Consider the following 17,952-nt stretch of genomic DNA (forward strand, 5'->3'; position numbering starts at 1 on the left):
CGGCACGGAAGTTTCTCCTAGTGAGGCTGTGATGTCTTCCCGCGAGCCCCCGAGCCTGCCTGCCCTGCTGCGCCAGTGGTGGTTCCTGCCACTGCTGGTGCTTGCGCTGTGCCTGCGTCTGCATGAACTGACCGGCTCGGCCATCTGGGGTGACGAAAGCTCCAGTCTGTTCCTTGCCCGCTATGCGCCGCTGCAACTCTGGCAGCACGCCGCCCACGACGTACATCCGCCGCTGTACTTCTACCTGCTGCACTTGTGGACCGGACTGTTTGGCGAGGGCGTTCTGTCGCTGCGCCTGCTCAGCGCGCTGTTCGGCACGCTCGCGGTATTTCTCGGCGGCTGGCTGGCCTGGCGGATCACCAATCGTCGCGCGGCTTGGCTCGCCGTCCTGCTGCTGGCGGTGCTGCCCACGGCGGTGCGCTACAGCCAGGAAGTGCGCATGTACTCACTGCTGGGCTGCTGGCTGCTGGCGGCGACCCTGGCCCTGCTGTACTGGCTGGAAGCGGGGCGGCGGCGTTATCTGCTGGCCTACGCGCTGCTGATGACGGCGGCGCTCTATACCCACTATTTCAGCCTGCTCGGGCTGCTGGTGCATTGGCTGTGGCTGGCGTCGCTGCCGCACAGTCCGTTGCGTCGGCGCGACTGGTGGTTGGCCAACCTGGCGATCGTCGTGCTGTTCCTGCCCTGGTTGCCCGGCCTGCTCGATCTGATTCGCCACATGGGTGTGCTGGTCGCGGGCGGTGATGTGGGCTGGGAGCCACCGGTAGATGCCCGCTCCGTACCCTCGATGCTCTGGCAATGGCTGGCGCAATCCGACGGCAACGAGTTGCCCTGGCCCTTGCTGGTGGGCGTGCCGCTGCTGGTGCTGGCGACGATCCTGCTGGTGCTGCGCAGCGACCGCAGCCGTCAGCGCATCGGCGTTCTGCTGGTGCTGTATGTCGGCCTGCCGCTGCTGGCGCTGTATGGCGTGTCTTTCGTTTCGTCGGTGTTCGTCGAGCGCTATCTGACGGCATTTGCCCTGGGCCTGCCGCTGCTGTTCGCGCTGGCGCTGGACCGCTTGCTGGAGGTGCGGCGTGCGCTGGGGGCAGTGGCGCTGGCGACGCTGCTCGGCCTGCAGGGCCTGGGGTTGGCGCGCGCCTACGAGACGGACCCGGACGAACAGTTCGACGGCATGGTCGCGTACGTCAACGTCCATTACCGCGCCGGCGACCGAGTGGTGGTGGACGATATCCTCTGGTACCTGGCGTTCCGTTATTACAACGGCACCGGCAGCGAGCCGCTGCTGTATACCGCGCCGGCGCCGGACGGCTCTTCCGGGCGGCCGGGCCGTTATGGTTTCGGTTCGCTGATCGATGACCGCCAGCACAGCTTCGTCGATCGCCTGGCCGACCTGCCGCAGGACGATGGCCGCGTCTGGCTGGTAATGAGTCGCTACAACGACAACGAGATCCCCGATGTGCCCGCCAGCTGGCGGCGAGTCGCCCAGCATGCCGGCGGGGAAGTGCAGGCGCTGCTGTTCGAACGCGTGGCGCTGAGAAACGCCGCGCGCTGAGGGCTCAGAAACGAATGCGCCCGGTGAAGGCGTCCTTGAGCATCACCCAGTCGCCCATCAGCGACCACAGTGGGTACTTGAAGGTGGCCGGGCGGTTCTTCTCGAACACGAAGTGGCCGACCCAGGCGAAGCCGTAGCCGGCCAGCGGCATGGCCAGCAACCACAGCCAGTGCCCGCTGATGATGGCGTAGGCGAGGATGGACAGCACCAGCAGGCTGCCCACGTAATGCAGGCGGCGGCACACGGCGTTGCTGTGTTCCTGCAGGTAGTACGGGTAGAACTCGGCGAAGCTCTGGAATCGATCGGCGGTCTGGGTGCTCATGGCGCACCTCCTGTTGTTGTGATGACGCCAGTGTAGGCTGGTGCCTTCAGACTTGCGGATGACAGTGGGGGCCAGTTTAGTATCCCCCTGTGCCGCCGGCTTATCCGGCCGTTCGGCGCGGATCACCACCATAACCAGAAGAAATTGCATGCCTGAGCGTACAACCTTGTCCAGCTGGGTGCGGGGGATCGTCCAGTCCCTGGAGCTGGAGGGCCTCGACTGCCGCGCGTTGTTCACTGAACTAGAGCTTGATTTCGCCGCCCTCGACGACCCCGACGCACGTTTCCCGCAGGACGCCATGAGCCGTCTGTGGAACCGCGCCGTGGCACTTTCCGGCAACCCGGCCATCGGCCTGAACATCGCCCGCGTGCACACGCCGGCGTTCCCCGTGGTCGGCTATGCGCTGATGTCCAGCCGCAACCTGGGCGAGGGTTTCGAGCGCCTGGAGCGTTACCAGCGGATCATTGCCGAGGGTGCCGACCTGACTTTCCGCCGCCTGCCCGAAGGCTGCCTGTACCGCATCGTGGTGCATGGCGACCGCCTGCCCGTGCCACGGCAGAGCGCGGAGTGCTCGTTGGCCAGTCTGATCGCCATGCTGCGCTGGATCACCGGGCGGGCGATCAAGCCACTGGAAGTGCGCCTGGCCGGCGACGCGCCGCAGAACCTGGAACCCTACCGCGAGCTGTTCCAGGCGCCGTTGAGCTTTGGTCACACGGACTGCGCGATGCTGTTCTCCCACGAGGACATGAGCGCACCGCTGCCCACCGCCAACGAGGAGCTGGCGCGTCTGCATGATCGATTCGCCGGGGAGTACCTGGCGCGCTTCGTCAGCAGCCGCTTCAGCCACCAGACCCGTCAGGTGCTGTGCCGCCTGCTGCCCCAGGGCGAGCCTAAGCGCGAAAGCGTGGCGCAGGCGCTGCACCTCTCCGAGCGCACCCTGCAGCGTCGCCTGCAGGAGGAGGGCAGCAGCTACCAGCAACTGCTCGATGACACCCGCCGCGAACTGGCCCAGCAGTACCTGGCCACGCCGCGCATGACGCTGCTGGAAATCGCCTACCTGCTGGGGTTCTCGGAGCCGAGCAACTTCTTCCGCGCCTTCCGCCGCTGGTTCGGCAAGACGCCGGGGGAGTACCGCGAGGGGCTTTAAGTTGTTGTAGGAGCGAGCTTGCTCGCGAAGGAGTTCCCGCCTGCTCCAGCGTTAAGCGGTTCGCGAGCAATAACGAGGGCGTCCCCCTCGCTCCTACAAGGGCAGCGCCGTGTGCCGGCGTTCCCGGTATATCGATTTGTAGGATGGCTGGAGCGCAACCCATGCTGTCGGTGCGCGGATTCGATGGGTATCGCTGCGCTCCACGCCATCCTACGGCGTATTCATCCGGCCCACTAAGCGGCTGTGGGGGCGTTCAATGCCGCCAGAAGGCCGGGGTGAATAGCACCAGCACGGTGATGATCTCCAGCCGCCCGAGCAGCATGCCGCCGCAGAGCAGCCACTTGGCGGCGTCCGGCAGCGAGGCGAAGTTGCCCGAGGGGCCGATGATCGGGCCCATGCCCGGGCCGACGCCGGCTACCGTGCTGGCGGCGCCGGTGAGCGAGGTCATCCAGTCCAGGCCGAGGAATGACAGGCCCAGCGCCAGGCCGCCGACCGTGGCGCCGAAGAAGAACGAGAAGGTCAGGATCGAGCGCACGATCTCTTCGTCGAGGCGGTGGCCGTTGTAGCTTTGCTTGATCACCGCGCGTGGGTGGATCAGCTGGTACAGGCTGGCGCGCAGCAGGGTATAGGCCACCTGGAAGCGGAAGATCTTGATGCCGCCGGCGGTGGAGCCGGAGCAGCCGCCGATGAAGCCCAGGTAGAAGAACAGCATGATCGAGAAATGCCCCCACAGGCCGTAGTCGCCCAGGGCGAAGCCGGTGGTGGTCATCACCGAGGTCACGTTCACCGCGACGATGCGGAAGGCGTCGAACCAGGGCAGGCCGGAGTTCACCGAATACCAGGTGCCCATCACCAGCCAGGTGAACACCAGCAGGCCCAGAAAGCCGTGCACCTGGTGGTCGCGCAGCAGCGCCTTGCGGTTGCCGCGCAGGGTGGCGACGTAGAGCACGAAGGGGATGCTGCCGAGGATCATCACCATTACCGCGACCCAGTGCACCGCCGGCTGATGCCACTTGGCCAGCGACTGGTCGGAGGTGGAAAAGCCGCCGGTGGAGATCGCCGACATGGCATGGTTGAGCGAGTCGAACAGGCCCATGCCGGCCCACCAGAATGCCAGGGTACCGGCGATGGTGATGGCCACGTAAACCCCGACGATGTACTTGGCCACCATGTGCGAGCGCGGCATGACCTTGTCTGAGCGGTCGGAGGATTCGGTCTGGAACAGGCGCATGCCGCCGATGCGCAGCATCGGCAGGATCGCCACCGCCATGGCGATGAAGCCGATGCCGCCCAGCCAGTGCAGCAGCGAGCGCCAGATGAGAATGCCCGGGGACATCTTGTCCAGGCCGGAAAGGACGGTCGAGCCGGTGGCGGTGATGCCCGACATGCTCTCGAAGATCGCGTCGGTAAAGCTGATGTGCCGGGCGAACATGAACGGCAGGGAAGAGAAGAAGCAGACGATCACCCAGCTCGACACGGTGAGCATGTACATGTCCCGCGGGCGCAGGTGCACCTGCTCCGGGCGGCCGGGGATGACCAGGCCCAGCCCGCAGGTGAAGGTGATGATCGCCGACCAGATGAACGGGTGCAGTTCGTTGGCGCGGCCGTAATACAGCAGCGTGGCCATGGGGACCAGCATGGCGACCGCCAGCGTGATCACGAAGATGCCGATGATGAAACCAAGGGTACGGAGTGTCGGCAGTGCCATGCGCTGGAGTTCTGGAAGGACGGGAACCGGCCATTCTACCTGCCGTCTGGCGAGAGTAAACCGCGTGACAGCGTTCCCCTTTACAAGTTGAGCGGGAAAGGCAGGTGCAGTCTTTCCTGGGAAAATGCGAACCCTTTGCGTCTACAATGGCGGCTTTCGAGATTGACTGGAGGCAGCCCATGGAGGCTCTCGACGCGTTGCTCAACCGTGTGTCCCACGCCCGCCTGAGCGAGCCGGCACCGTCCGCCGAGCAACTGGACCGCATGTTCCGCAGCGCCTTGCGCGCCCCGGACCACGGGCAACTGCGGCCCTGGCGTTTCCTCACCGTGGAAGGCGAGGCGCGCAAGGCGCTGGGTGAGCTGTTCGCCCGCGCACTGGCCGCCAATGAGCCGGACGGCAAGCCCGAGGCGCTGGACAAGGCACGCGCCATGCCGCTGCGCGCGCCACTGCTGGTGGTCGCCGTGGCGCGCCTGCAGGATCACCCCAAGGTACCGGAAATCGAACAGTGGCTGGCGGCGGGCTGTGCCGCCCACGGCATTATCCAGGCGGCCTACGCCGAAGGGCTGGGGGCGATGTGGCGGACCGGCGCCATGGCGTTCGACCCGCTGGTGCGTGAGGGCCTGGGCCTGGCCGAGAACGAGCGCATCGTCGGTTTCATCTACCTCGGCACGCCGATCGGTGAGTTGCGCCGCCCGGCGCCGCTGGACCCGGCCGGGTTCGTCAGCGCCTGGCGGGGCTGAGCGGCAGTTCCAGGCGAACCTTCCAGCCGCTGGCGCGGGCGCGCCAGAGCAGGTGTCCGCCTTGCCAGGCCGCCAGTTGCCGCGCCGGGGGCAGGGCCTCCGGCAGCCAGGCCCGCGCCTGCGGGTCGCGACCCTGTAAATCCAGGCGCAGCTCACCGTGTGCTGAACCGAGCGATAGCTCCAGCGCGGCATGCGGATGGCGCACCAGCGCCGCTTCCAGCAGCGAATCCAATGCATCGCCCAGCGCATCCGGCCAGCTTTCCAGCGGCCAGGTGCCGCTTTGCGGCAGGCTCAGACGCAAGCCGGGCCATCGTGCGCGCCACTGGCTCGCGAGGCGCGCCAGTTCCACCGCCAGCACCAGATACTGCGGATCATCATAGGGCTCGCTGCGCAGCAGGGCGGCCGGCGGCGGCAATGGCGGGGTGGGGATCGGGGTAGCGAAAGCGGGAAGGCTCATGGTTGCTCTCCGAAAGTGCGCTCGAATCAGCTGACTCGCCGATGCAGCGGCAGGTCGATGCTGGCCAGGAAACCGCCCTCGGGATGGTTGGCCAGACGCAGCTTGCCGTGGTGGCGCTCGATGGCGCGACGGGCGATGGCCAGGCCCAGACCATGGCCGGGGCTGCTCTGGTTGGGAGCGCGGAAGAAGGGTTCGCCCAGTTGCGCCAGGTGTTCCTCGCTGGCGCCGGGACCATGATCGCGAATGCTGATGTGCAAGCGATCGTCAGCGACCTCGGCCCGCACTTCCAACGGCTGCTCCGCCGGGTTGAAGCGCAGCGCGTTGCGCAGCAGGTTGTCGAGGGCGCGTTCGAGCATGTCCGGCCAGCCGTCGAGGGCCAGTGGCGGGGCGATGTCGAGTTGGATGTGCTGTTCGGGATGGAGCAGTTGCGCATCATTGCGCAGGCGCTCGAACAGCGGCAGCAGATCGATGTGGCTGGTCGGGCCGGGCTCGGCATCGAGGCGGGCGAGGGTGAGGATTTCGCTGATCAGCGCCTCAAGACGGTCGCATTCCTGCTCCAGCCGCGGCCACATGGCGGCGCGCTGTTCGGGCCCGGCGCGTTCGGCCAGGGCCAGGGCGATGCGCAGGCGTGCCAGCGGCGAGCGCAGTTCGTGGGACACGTCACGCAGCAGCTGGCGCTGGCTGCCGATCAGCCTTTGCAGGCGGTCGCCCATGCGGTTGAAGTCGCGGGCCAGTACGCCCAGTTCGTCACCACGGCGTGAGAGGCGGGCGAGGCTGTCCTGTTGGTAACTGGTCTGGCCGAGGTCATGCACGGCGCGGCGCAGGCGGTTCAGCGGGCGGGTGATGGACAGGGTCAGCAACAGGCTGAATACGGTCAGCACCACCAGGGCGATACCCAGCGCGCTCAGCGGCCAGAGCAGGCTGCTGCGGTGCCAGGCCTGCAGCGTCGGGTGTGGTATGCGGTAGATGAACAGGTAGGTCTGGTCGGTGCGGCTGCTGGTGTATTCCTGGCTCAGTTGGCGCCAGGGGAAGCGCGGCAGGTTCTCGCGGTCGAAGTTGCCGCGCGGGCGTGGCGGGCGGGGCAGGTTGGTGCCGTTGACCAGGCGCTGGCCGGTCTCGTCGAGGACCTGCACCGAAAGTTCGTATTGCTGCCGGCGGCTTTCCAGCAACTTTTGTGCGGCGTCCGGGCCTTGCGTCTCGTAGCGCAGGGTCCATTGCTTGGCGATGTCGTGCAGCCCCGGATAACGGGCGATGACCCAGGTGTCCTGGTTCAGGGCGCGGCCCAGCAGGATCGACAGTCCGGCCACCAGCAACAGGGCGAGCCAGAAGGCGGCGAGGATCCGCCAGAAGAGTGAACGCATGGTCTTCCTGTTCAGCCGCATGGTCTATCCGTTGTCAGGGGCTCCACGGCAGACGCCGGGTCATGACCCGGCGCCTGCGTGGCTTGCGCTATCAGTTGGTCTTGGCGCCGTCCTTCTGAGCCTTCCAGCTCTGGAACTCGGCCCATTCGGCCTTGCGCTGTTCGCGCTGCTTCTTCAGCTCGTCGAACTTCTTCTGCTGTTCGGGGGTAAGGATGCCGCGGATGCCGGCGTCGGCCTTGTCACGGTTGGCCTTGAGTTCTTCCTGCATGGCCTTGCGGTCGGCCTCGGGCAGCTTGTTCCAGTACTTCTCGGTGATCGCGCGGCGATCCTTCATCGAGTCGCCCATCAGCTTGCCGACTTGCTGGCGCTGATCCTGGGTCAGGTTCAGTTCGCGGAACGCGCCGCCGTGTTCGCCGCGGTGCATGCCCGGGCCGTGGTCCTTCATGAACGGGGCCGGTGGCGGAGCGTCGGTCGGCGCCGGAGTGGCCGCCAGCGCGACGGTCGGCAGGGCGGCAGCGATCAGCAGGGCGGTCAGGGTCTTGCGCATGGTGTTTCTCCTTTCAGGGGCCGGTCGTTACCGGATGAGCCCAGTCTAGGGTCGGCAAGGTCAAGGGCGGTCAGTCCCACGTAAAGCTTCGGTAAAGATTGCGTGAGGTCTTGCTGGAATATTTACGAAGTCCGGGCCAGAGCGGCCCGGGCGGAAAAACGACGAAGGTTCAGGGCGCGTAGAAATAGCCGCGCCCGCGCAGGGCGAGGATGCGCGGGCGGCCGTCGGGGTGGCCGCCGAGCTTCTTGCGCAGGTTGCTGACGTGCATGTCCAGGCTGCGGTCGTACAGGGTCAGCTTGCGGCCCAGCGCGAGCTGCGCCAGGGCCTGCTTGTCCAGCGGCTCGCCCGGTTGGCGCAGCAGGGCTTCGAGGATGCGGCTCTCGGAGAGGGTCAGGCTGATTTCCTCGGCACCGATGGTGGCCACGCCACGCGACAGGTTCAGCGCCAGGTCGCCCAGTTCCAATTGGGCGGCGGGCTGCGCCGGGTGGCTGCGGCGCAGTACGGCGCGCAGGCGGGCGGTCAGTTCGCGCGGGTCGCAGGGTTTGGCCAGGTAGTCGTCGGCGCCCAGTTCCAGACCGAGGATGCGGTCCAGCGGTTCGCCGCGGGCGGAGAGCATCAGCACCGGCAGGTCGGGGTGGTCGCTGCGCAGCGACTTGAGCAGTTCCAGGCCGCTGCCGTCGGGCAGCATCACGTCGAGCACGACCGCGTCCGGCGCGCGACTGCCCAGCGCGGCACGGGCCTGTGCGCCATCGTGGGCGGCGCGGATGCTGAAGCCTTCCTGGGTCAGCCAGGTGGTCAGCAGTTCGCAGAGCTCGACATCGTCGTCGATCAGCAGCAGTTCACTCATGAAGAGGCTTCTTTCAGTTGATCCATTCGCGGCGCCCGCGGCGTCGGCCACGGCTCAACATGCCCAGGATGAACGCCAGCAGGGCGGTGCCGGCGCCGGTCAGGTACCAGGTCTGCTGCTCGGTGAGCAGACGCGGCGGCTGGTTGGCCTGGGCCTCGCGCAGTTGCAGCTTCAGGCGCTGGTTTTCCTGGGTCAGGCGGGCGATACGCGCTTCGTCCTGGCTGTTGTCCTGATTTGCGGGTTGCGCGGCGAGTTGTGCGGCCAGTTCGGCACGCTGCCGTTCGCTTTCCGCCAGGCGCTGCTCCAGTTCAGGATCAGCGGTCGGCGGTTGAGCTGTTTCTTGGACAGCGGATTGCGCCGGTTGCTCCGTGACGGGCTCTTCGGCGAGGGCGGGTAGCGGTAGGGCGAGGCAGGCGAGCAGGGGCAAACGGCGCATCGGGACTCCTTGTTCGATGATGTGCCGCCGTCCATGGCCATCCCGGCGCTGTCCGGCCGCGATGCCCCGTAGCGCTCCGTGCCGCGGGGTGCAACGCTGGCGCGCTGTTAGGGCAGGACTTTCTTGAACGGCTTGACCACGACTTCGGCGTAGACGCCGGCGGCGCGGTACGGGTCGGCGTCGGCCCAGGCTTGCGCGGCGGCCAGGGAGTCGAACTCGGCGACGATCAGGCTGCCGGTGAAGCCGGCGGCGCCCGGGTCGTTGCTATCGATGGCCGGGTGCGGGCCGGCCAGGACCAGGCGGCCCTCTTCCTTCAATTGCTCCAGGCGGGCGATGTGCGCGGGGCGGGCAGCCAGGCGACGTTCTTGGGAGGCGGTGATGTCACGGGCAATGATCGCGTAGAGCATGTCAGTCCTTGGGTTTTTCGCCGGTAGGTTCATCGTGCATGTGGCGGGCCAGGAACACGCCCTGGCCGATCAGGAACAGCAGGGTCATGCCCAGGCTGCCGAACACCTTGAAGTCCACCCAGTAGTCCTGGAAGTTGAAGGCGACGAACAGCTGGACACAGCCGCAGATCAGGAAGAACAGCACCCAGGCGACGTTCAGCTTCGCCCAGAGGGAATCGTTCAGGTGTACCGCGTGGCCCATGATGCGCTGGATCAGCGGCTGGCCACCAATGAAGTGACTGCCGGCGAAGGCCAGGGCGAAGAGCCAGTTCACCACCGGCGCCTTCCACTTGAGGAAGGTTTCGCTGTGGAAGGCCAGGGTCATGCCGCCGAACACCAGGCAGGCGGCGAGCGTCACCCACTGGCCCTTGTCCAGTTTGCGCTGCTTGATCAGCAGGGCGCCGTAGACCACCACGGAAGTGGCGATCAGCACCGCGGTGGCGCTGTAGATCCCGCCGACCGAGAAGCTCTGGCCGGCGAGTTCGACGTTGCGCGGGTCGAGCTTGTAGACGATGAAGAAGAGAATGAGGGGAATGAAATCGATGAATTGCTTCATTACGGCAGCCAGAGCCCAGTAGAGCCGGCATAATACCAACCTGCGGATTAACTGAAAGGGCCATCCGCCCAACGCTGCGTCAGATCATGGTTTCAAGCCGTTGCCGCGGGAGCGTTGGCACAGAAGCGTCTATACAGAAAGTTATCCGGATCGAAACTCATCCCTGCATTCCCTGGAAGCCCCATGCGAGTCGACCTGCATTGCCACAGCACCGCGTCCGACGGACTCCTCAGCCCGACGGCCCTGGTCGAGCGCGCCCACGGGCGCGGCGTGCGCGTGCTGGCGCTGACCGACCACGACACCCTCGATGGCCTGCCCGAGGCGCGCCGCGCCGCGCAGGCGCTGGGCATGGAACTGGTGGACGGCGTCGAGGTGTCCTGCACCTGGGGCGGGGCGACCATTCACGTGCTGGGCTATGGCTTCGATGCGACGGCCGAGCCGCTGGTGAAGGCGCTGGACGACCTGCACCGCGCCCGCTGGACCCGCGCCGAGGAGATCGGCCGGCGCCTGGAAGCCAAGGGCATGCCCGGCGCTTTCGAGGGCGCGCGGGCGGTGCAGGCCGAGCTGGGCGACAGCGAGAACGCCCCGGCGCGCCCGCACTTCGCCGAGTTCCTGCTGCGCCAGGGCTACGTCAAGGATCGCGCGGAGGCCTTCCGCAAGTGGCTGGGCGCCGGCAAGATGGGTGACGTCAAGCAGCACTGGCCGAGCCTCGCCGACGCCGTCGGCACGCTGCGCGCGGCGGGCGCCTGGATCAGCCTGGCGCACCCCTACCAGTACGATTTCACCCGTACCAAGCGACGCAAGCTGGTGGCCGACTTCATCGCCGCCGGCGGCCATGCGCTGGAAGTCTGCAACGGCCCGCAACCGGCCGAGCAGGTCGGCGTGCTGAGCATCCTTGTCCGCGAGTTCGGCCTGATGGTCACCGCCGGCAGCGACTTCCACGGCCCCAGCGACTGGTCGGAGCTGGGCCTTTACCGGAGCGTGCCGGAAGACCTGCCGCCGCTCTGGCCGCGCTTCGCCAGCGCCGAGAACGCCATCGGGATCAAGGAGACTCCATGAGCCAGTTCTTTCAGATCCACCCGGAAAATCCCCAGGCGCGCCTGATCAAGCAGGCGGTGGAGATCGTCCGGCAGGGTGGGGTGATCGCCTATCCCACCGACTCGTCCTACGCGCTGGGTTGCCGCATCGGCGAGAAGTCCGCGGTGGAGCGCATCCGCCACCTGCGCCGGCTGGACGACAAGCACAACTTTACTCTGGTATGCCGCGACCTCTCCGAGCTGGGCCTCTACGCCAAGGTCGACACCCGCCTGTTCCGCCTGCTCAAGGCGCATACCCCCGGCCCTTACACCTTCATCCTCAACGCCACGCGCGAAGTGCCGCGCATGCTGCTGCACCCCAAGCGCCGCACCATCGGCCTGCGCGTGCCGGCCTGCCCGATCGCCCTGGCGCTGCTGGAGGAGCTGGGTGAGCCGCTGATGAGCGTCAGCCTGATCCTGCCCGGCCAGAGCGAGCCGCTGAACGACCCCTACGAGATGCGTGACCAGCTCGAGCACTTCGTCGACCTCATCATCGACGGTGGTTTCGGCGGTGGCGAGGCCTCCACGGTGATTGCCCTGACTGACGAGGACCCGGTGGTGGTGCGCGTTGGCTGCGGCGACCCGGAACCCTTCATGGTCAACGCCTGAGCACGCCCGGCGTGCTGGCTATACTCCGTCGTCCGATTGCCGAACCCGCGAGGTTGATCGCTTGACCAGCGTCGAATCCCTGCGCCGTGTGCTCTCCGGCATGCGCCCCACCGGGCGTCTGCACCTGGGGCATTACCACGGTGTGCTGCAGAACTGGGTGAAGCTGCAGCACGAGTACGAATGCTACTTCTCCATCGTCGACTGGCATGCGCTGACCACCGAGTACGACGAGACCGCCAGCATCCGCCAGCACGTGCGCGATATGGCCATCGACTGGCTGGCGGTGGGTGTCAGCCCCAGCGCCGCGACGCTGTTCATCCAGTCTCAGGTGCCCGAGCACGCCGAGCTGCACCTGCTGCTGTCGATGATCTGCCCGCTGTCGTGGCTGGAGCGCGTGCCGACCTTCAAGGAGCTGCAGGAAAAGCTGGTCCACAAGGACCTCTCCACCTTCGGCTTCCTCGGCTACCCGCTGCTGCAGGCCGCCGACATCCTGATCTACCGCGCAGGCCTGGTGCCGGTGGGCTCGGACCAGTTCGCCCACGTCGAATTCACCCGCGAGATCGCCCGCCGCTTCAACCACCTGTATGGCGGCGAGGTGGACTTCGAGGACCGCGCCCAGACGGCCATTACCCGCCTGGGCAAGAAGACCGGCAAGCTTTACAGCAGCCTGCGCCGCGCCTGGCAGGAACAGGGTGATTCGCAGGCGCTGGAAACCGCCCGTGCGCTGCTCATGGAGCAGCAGAGCCTGACCCTGGGCGACCGTGACCGACTGTTCGGCTACCTGGAAGGCAGCAGCCGCGTGCTGCTGCCCGAGCCGCAGACTCTCACCAGCCATGCGCCAAAGATGCCGGGGCTGGACGGGCAGAAGATGTCCAAGTCGCACCACAACACCATCGCCCTGCGCGACAGCCCGGCGGCCATCGAGGAGAAGCTCGCGCGCATGCCCACCGACCCGGCGCGCGTACATCGGCGCGACCCCGGCGAGCCGGAGCGTTGCCCGGTGTGGCAGTGGCACCTGATCTACTCCGACGACGGCTGCCGCCAGTGGGTGCAGGAAGGCTGCCGCAGCGCCGGGATCGGCTGCCTGGACTGCAAGCGGCCGCTGATCGAGTCGATCCTCCAGGAACTCGCGCCGATCCAGGAGCGCGCACTGGACTACGAGGACAACCCCGAGCTGGTGCGCAGCATCCTCGCCGAGGGCGCCGAGCGCGCCCGCGAGGCGGCGCGGGAGACGCTGGTGGAAGTGCGGCATGCGATGGGCTTGTCGTACCGATAGAGCTGCTTTTGCTCTTTGTAGGAGCGAGCTTGCTCGCGAACCTGGCTCCGCCGTTGGGGTGGTTCGCGAGCAAGCTCGCTCCTACAGCAATGCCAACCTTCATGCGCTGTGATGTGACACCACCCATCCCTTGAGCCAAAAGCCCCTCGCACCGCCGGTAAAAGCAGGGATAATGCCGCCTTCGATCCCCAGCGCCTGACGAGTGGCCGATGAGTGACCTGACCGAGCCGGATGCCCCCGCCGCCGCCCCTGAATACCAGGTGCCGGTGCAGCTGGCGCTCGTGTACGGCGAGGCCCTGACCGAGCTGCCGCAGGACCTGTACATCCCGCCGGACGCCCTCGAAGTCTTCCTCGAAGCCTTCGAGGGCCCGCTCGACCTGCTGCTCTACCTGATCCGCAAGCAGAACATCAACATCCTCGATATTCCCGTGGCGGAGATCACCCGCCAGTACATGGGTTACGTCGAGCTGATGAAGTCGGCGCACCTGGAACTGGCTGCCGAGTACCTGGTGATGGCGGCCATGCTCGCCGAGATCAAGTCGCGCATGCTGCTGCCGCGCTCTGCCGAGGCCGAGGAAGAAGAGGAAGACCCGCGCGCCGAGCTGATCCGTCGCCTGCAGGAGTACGAGCGCTTCAAGAAGGCCGCCGAGGACCTCGACGACCTGCCGCGCCTGGGCCGCGACTACGTGGTGCCCACCGTTGCCGCGCCGGATGCGCGGGCGCGCCGGCTGCTGCCGGAAGTCGACATGCAGGAGCTGATGCTGTGCATGGCCGAGGTGCTGCGCCGCGCCGACCTGTTCGAAAGCCACCAGGTCACCCGCGAGATGCTCTCCACCCGCGAGCGCATGACGGAGATTCTCGAACGCCTGAAGGGCGAGGGCTTCGTGCCCTTCATCAGCCTGTTCCGTGTCGAGGAGGGCAAGCTCGGCGTGGTGGTGACCTTCATGGCGGTGCTGGAACTGGTCAAGGAGCAACTGGTGGAGCTGGTGCAGAACGAAGCCTTCGCTCCCATCCATGTCCGCGCCCGCACGGAAGTGCAGGAGGGCGGTGCACGCTTTGGCGAAGTGTCGGAAGAGGTGCTGGAGGACGGCGGTGAAGGCGCGTTCGAGCCGCGCGAGGAAGCGCCGGCCGAACTGACCTTCGAGGACGGCCATTTCGACGGCCCGGAAGGTGAGGCAGTGCTCGACCAGGCCCTGGATGGCGAGCCGGAAGACGAGCCGCTCTGATCCGCCAGCGTTGCCCTGGCGCCGCGCTTTGAGTAGCTTTCCCGCCTGAACGGTGAAACCTTCGTATTCCGACCCTGACCCGAGCCCCCGATGAATCTCTCCGACCCGCAAGAACTGGCGACCCTGCTCGAAGGCATCCTCCTGGCTGCCGGCAAGCCCATGTCGCTGGAGCGCCTCGGCGAGCTGTTCGAGGAGGCCGAGCGCCCCGAGCCGCAGCAGTTCCGCGATGCGCTGGCGGTGCTGAGCCTGTCCTGTTCCGGGCGTTCCTTCGAGCTGAAGGAAGTTGCCACCGGTTACCGCCTGCAGGTGCGCGAGAAGTTCGCCTCCTGGGTCGGCCGGCTCTGGGAGGAGCGCCCGCAGCGCTACTCCCGTGCGCTGCTGGAGACCCTGTCGCTGATCGCCTACCGCCAGCCCATCACCCGTGGCGAAATCGAGGAGATCCGTGGCGTCGCGGTGAACACCCAGATCGTCAAGACGCTGATGGAGCGCGAGTGGATCCGCATCGTCGGCTACCGCGAAGTTCCCGGCCGCCCAGCGATGCTCGCCACCACCCGCACCTTCCTCGACTACTTCAACCTCAAGAGCCTGGAAGAGCTGCCGCCGCTGGCCGAGCTGAAGTTGATGGAGCCTGAGCCGCAGCCGATCCTCGAGGACATGGCACCGGTGGCCAGCCTGCCGAACCCCGAGGAGTACGACGAGGATTACGTGCCCGCGTCCCTTCAGGCCTTGGCCGACCAGGCCGTGCGCGATGCCGGCGAAGAGCCCGAACCTGCGCCGCCGGAAGAGCCGAAGGAGGAAACCAGCTTCCGCAGCCTGCTCATTGAGCTGGACGAGATGGAGCAAGGCCTGAAGACTGACTTCGACGACCTGATCGACCGCCCGCCGAGTGACGACGAAGACACCGGCGTGGACGCCGACTTCAGTGGCGTGCATGCGTTGCCCGAGGTCGAGTCGCCCGATGCAATCGAGGGTGCCGTCGAAGACGCATCCGAAGCCGCAGCGCCCGTGCCGCCTGAGGCTGCTCCGCCACCGCCGGTTACCGCGCAGGAAGAAGAGTGGGACGAAGAGCGCGCCCTGCGCGAAGCGATGCTCGAGGAAATGGAGTTCAACGCGCGCAATCGCGACCATTGAGCCCAGCCTTTTGCGTATCCGACCGAGGCTTTCCAGCCGTTCGGTGATTGACTTCCGCCTCGGGCGCGACGACCTTATGTGCCGCGTTCGCAGGGCGCAGGCGGCAACACCCGGGGATGCCGCCCATTTACCCGTCCCGCGATGCCTCTCGATAACAATCCACAGTGGCCTGGCGCCTCGCGCAGGCTGCTGAGTACCCATATGAAAAGAACTCCAATCAGCCGTATCTGCTGGCTCGGCCTCCTGCTGGGCCTGAGCAGCGCTTCGCTTTCCGCCGCCCAGGCGCCTGCCGCCGCACCCGCCGTGCCGCTGGCCGGGCAGTCGAAGGACGCCTTCATCGACAGCCTGATGCAGCGCATGACGCTGGAAGAGAAGATCGGCCAGCTGCGCCTGGTCAGCGTCGGGCCGGACCATCCCAAGCCGGTACTGCTGAAGGAAATCGCCGAGGGCACCACCGGCGCGGTGTTCAACACCGTGGTCCGTCCGGGCATCCGCGACCTGCAGGACGCGGCCATGAAGAGCCGGCTGAAGATCCCGCTGTTCTTCGCCTATGACGTGGTCCACGGCCACCGCACCGTGTTTCCCATCGGTCTGGGCCTGGCGGCGAGCTGGGACATGGAGTCCATCGAGCGCAGCGCCCGTGTCGCGGCCATCGAGGCCAGCGCCGACGGCCTCAACCTGACCTATTCGCCCACCGTCGACATCGCCCGCGACCCGCGCTGGGGCCGTGTCTCCGAAGGCTTCGGTGAGGACGCCTGGCTGACCAGCAAGGTCGCCGCCGCAGTGGTCAAGGGCTACCAGGGCAAGGGTCTGAACCAGCCGGAAACCATCATGGCCGGGGTCAAGCACTTCGCCCTGTACGGCGCCGGCGAAGGCGGACGCGACTACAACACCGTGGACATGAGCCCGCAGCGCATGTTCCAGGACTACCTGCCGCCGTACCGCGCGGCCATCGACGCCGGCGCCGGCGCGGTGATGGTCTCGCTGAACAGCATCAACGGCGTGCCGGCCACCGCCAACAAGTGGCTGCTGCAGGACCTGCTGCGCGGCCAGTGGGGCTACAAGGGCCTGACCCTGAGCGACCACGGCGCGGTGCTGGAGCTGATCAAGCACGGCGTGGCCGCCACCGAGCGCGACGCCACCCAGGCGGCGATCAACGCCGGCGTCGAAATGAACATGAACGACGATCTCTACGGCAAGCACATGCCCGAGCTGCTCAAGGCCGGGCTGATCAGCCAGGACGAGATCGACCGTGCCTGCCGCGACGTGCTCGCCGCCAAGTGGGACATGGGCCTGTTCCAGGACCCGTACCGCTACCTGCAGGGCCAGGACCCGGTCGACACCGACGCCGAGGAGCGTCTGCACCGCGCCGACGCCCGCGAGATCGCGCGCAAGGGCATGGTCCTGCTGAAGAACGAAGGTGGCGTGCTGCCGCTCAAGCGTGACGGCGTAATCGCCCTGATCGGCCCGCTGGCCGACAGCAAGCGCGACGTGATGGGCAGCTGGTCCGCTGCCGGCAAGGCCTTCCAGGCCGTGACCGTGCTCGAAGGCATGGGCGCCGCCACCCGTGGCCATGCGGCGCTGCTCTACGCCAAGGGCGCCAACGTCACCGACGATCCGGAGATCGTCAAATACCTCAACGAGTACAGCGAGGACGTGAAGGTCGACTCACGCAGCCCGAAGGCCATGATCGACGAAGCGGTCGCGAAGGCGAAGCAGGCTGACGTGGTGGTGGCCGTGGTCGGCGAGTCCCAGGGCATGGCCCACGAAGCGTCGAGCAAGACCAACCTGCACATCGCGCAGAGCCAGATCGAGCTGCTCAAGGCCCTCAAGGCGACCGGCAAGCCGCTGGTGCTGGTGCTGATGAACGGCCGGCCGATGGACCTGCGCTGGGAAAGCGCCAACGCCGACGCCGTGCTGGAAACCTGGTTCAGCGGCACCGAAGGCGGCAACGCCATCGCCGACGTGCTGTTCGGCGACTACAACCCGTCGGGCAAGCTGACCATGACCTTCCCGCGTTCGGTGGGCCAGGTGCCGATCTACTACAACCACCTGAACACCGGCCGCCCGTTCGACCACGAGCACCCGAACAAGTACACCTCGCGCTACTTCGACTCGCAGAACGGCCCGCTGTACCCCTTCGGCTACGGCTTGAGCTACACCGACTTCAGCGTCTCGGACGTGAAGATGTCGGGCAGCAAGCTGAAGAAGGGTGACCAGTTGACCGCCAGCGTGACCGTGAAGAACACCGGCAAGGTCGCCGGCGAAACCACCGTGCAGCTCTACCTGCGCGACGTCGCCGCGTCCATCAGCCGCCCGGTCAAGGAGCTCAAGGGCTTCAGCAAGATCCTCCTGCAGCCGGGCGAGTCGAAGGTGGTGCAGTTCCCGATCCGCGAGGAAGACCTGCGCTTCTACGACAGCCAACTGCGCTACGCCTCGGAGCCGGGCGAGTTCAAGGTCTACGTCGGCCTGGACTCGGACAACGTGAAGGAGCAGAGCTTCACGCTGCTCTAAG

Annotated in this window: 17 protein-coding genes and 1 pseudogene; 9 read left to right on the forward strand and 9 right to left on the reverse strand. The window is 66.8% G+C overall.

The window, feature by feature from the left end:
• Positions 1-31: 31 nt before the first annotated feature.
• Positions 32-1,552, forward strand: coding sequence for a glycosyltransferase family 39 protein (locus CTR55_RS04960; protein ID WP_296284444.1), 1,521 nt, complete (start codon positions 32-34; stop codon positions 1,550-1,552).
• Between the two features lie 4 nt (positions 1,553-1,556).
• On the opposite strand, the gene CTR55_RS04965 is transcribed toward CTR55_RS04960, so the two are convergent.
• Complete coding sequence (locus tag CTR55_RS04965) at positions 1,557-1,874, reverse strand: Mpo1-like protein (protein WP_296284445.1); 318 nt, start codon at positions 1,872-1,874, stop codon at positions 1,557-1,559.
• A gap of 148 nt (positions 1,875-2,022) precedes the next feature.
• On the opposite strand from CTR55_RS04965, the gene CTR55_RS04970 reads away from it, so the two are divergent.
• Positions 2,023-3,021: an AraC family transcriptional regulator gene (locus CTR55_RS04970; RefSeq protein ID WP_296284446.1), complete on the forward strand. Its 999-nt coding sequence runs from the start codon at positions 2,023-2,025 to the stop codon at positions 3,019-3,021.
• A gap of 253 nt (positions 3,022-3,274) precedes the next feature.
• Here CTR55_RS04970 and CTR55_RS04975 read toward each other — a convergent pair whose 3' ends face one another.
• Positions 3,275-4,729, reverse strand: coding sequence for a TrkH family potassium uptake protein (locus CTR55_RS04975; RefSeq protein WP_296284447.1), 1,455 nt, complete (start codon positions 4,727-4,729; stop codon positions 3,275-3,277).
• A gap of 179 nt (positions 4,730-4,908) precedes the next feature.
• On the opposite strand from CTR55_RS04975, the gene CTR55_RS04980 reads away from it, so the two are divergent.
• Positions 4,909-5,469, forward strand: coding sequence for a nitroreductase family protein (locus tag CTR55_RS04980; protein ID WP_296284448.1), 561 nt, complete (start codon positions 4,909-4,911; stop codon positions 5,467-5,469).
• Here the strand turns inward: CTR55_RS04980 and CTR55_RS04985 are convergent.
• From CTR55_RS04985 to CTR55_RS05015, 7 genes are all read right to left on the reverse strand, one after another.
• Positions 5,450-5,926, reverse strand: a complete 477-nt coding sequence (locus CTR55_RS04985) for a hypothetical protein (RefSeq protein ID WP_296284449.1) — start codon at positions 5,924-5,926, stop codon at positions 5,450-5,452. The two genes, CTR55_RS04980 and CTR55_RS04985, sit on opposite strands and share 20 nt — an antisense overlap.
• A 26-nt stretch (positions 5,927-5,952) precedes the next feature.
• Positions 5,953-7,287 carry a HAMP domain-containing sensor histidine kinase gene (locus CTR55_RS04990; protein ID WP_296284450.1) on the reverse strand — a complete coding sequence of 445 codons (1,335 nt, stop codon included), beginning with the start codon at positions 7,285-7,287 and terminating at the stop codon, positions 5,953-5,955.
• A gap of 91 nt (positions 7,288-7,378) precedes the next feature.
• Positions 7,379-7,834, reverse strand: coding sequence for a Spy/CpxP family protein refolding chaperone (locus CTR55_RS04995; protein WP_296284451.1), 456 nt, complete (start codon positions 7,832-7,834; stop codon positions 7,379-7,381).
• 169 nt (positions 7,835-8,003) lie between these two features.
• Entirely contained in the window at positions 8,004-8,681 is a 678-nt protein-coding gene (locus tag CTR55_RS05000) for a response regulator transcription factor (RefSeq protein ID WP_296284452.1), read from the reverse strand.
• A 13-nt stretch (positions 8,682-8,694) separates the two neighbouring features.
• On the reverse strand, positions 8,695-9,117 hold the full coding sequence (locus CTR55_RS05005) for a translation initiation factor 2 (IF-2, GTPase) (protein ID WP_296284453.1): 423 nt from the start codon (positions 9,115-9,117) through the stop codon (positions 8,695-8,697).
• A gap of 107 nt (positions 9,118-9,224) precedes the next feature.
• The gene (locus CTR55_RS05010) at positions 9,225-9,524 is read right to left on the reverse strand and encodes a YciI family protein (RefSeq protein ID WP_037011035.1); all 300 of its coding nucleotides are present in this window, start codon (positions 9,522-9,524) and stop codon (positions 9,225-9,227) included.
• A gap of 1 nt (position 9,525) precedes the next feature.
• Positions 9,526-10,119, reverse strand: coding sequence for a septation protein A (locus CTR55_RS05015; RefSeq protein ID WP_296284454.1), 594 nt, complete (start codon positions 10,117-10,119; stop codon positions 9,526-9,528).
• Positions 10,120-10,302: 183 nt separating this feature from the next.
• Between CTR55_RS05015 and CTR55_RS05020 the strand changes: the two genes are divergently transcribed.
• From CTR55_RS05020 to bglX, 6 genes and pseudogenes are all read left to right on the forward strand, one after another.
• Positions 10,303-11,178 carry a PHP domain-containing protein gene (locus CTR55_RS05020; RefSeq protein WP_296284455.1) on the forward strand — a complete coding sequence of 292 codons (876 nt, stop codon included), beginning with the start codon at positions 10,303-10,305 and terminating at the stop codon, positions 11,176-11,178.
• A complete protein-coding gene (locus CTR55_RS05025) occupies positions 11,175-11,804 on the forward strand; it encodes an L-threonylcarbamoyladenylate synthase (RefSeq protein ID WP_296284456.1) in 630 nt (209 codons plus the stop codon). The genes CTR55_RS05020 and CTR55_RS05025 overlap by 4 nt, the downstream gene beginning before the upstream one ends.
• A gap of 61 nt (positions 11,805-11,865) precedes the next feature.
• Entirely contained in the window at positions 11,866-13,080 is a 1,215-nt protein-coding gene (locus tag CTR55_RS05030; protein WP_296284457.1) for a tryptophan--tRNA ligase, read from the forward strand.
• Positions 13,081-13,289: 209 nt separating this feature from the next.
• A pseudogene (locus CTR55_RS05035) lies at positions 13,290-14,108 on the forward strand (ScpA family protein); the annotation flags it as partial.
• 288 nt (positions 14,109-14,396) lie between these two features.
• A complete protein-coding gene (gene scpB, locus CTR55_RS05040; protein WP_296284458.1) occupies positions 14,397-15,437 on the forward strand; it encodes an SMC-Scp complex subunit ScpB in 1,041 nt (346 codons plus the stop codon).
• 216 nt (positions 15,438-15,653) lie between these two features.
• Positions 15,654-17,951: a beta-glucosidase BglX gene (gene bglX / locus CTR55_RS05045; protein WP_296284875.1), complete on the forward strand. Its 2,298-nt coding sequence runs from the start codon at positions 15,654-15,656 to the stop codon at positions 17,949-17,951.
• The last annotated feature ends 1 nt before the right edge of the window (position 17,952 follow it).

The sequence above is a fragment of the Pseudomonas sp. genome (genome assembly GCF_002796985.1).
Taxonomy (GTDB): Bacteria; Pseudomonadota; Gammaproteobacteria; order Pseudomonadales; family Pseudomonadaceae; genus Pseudomonas.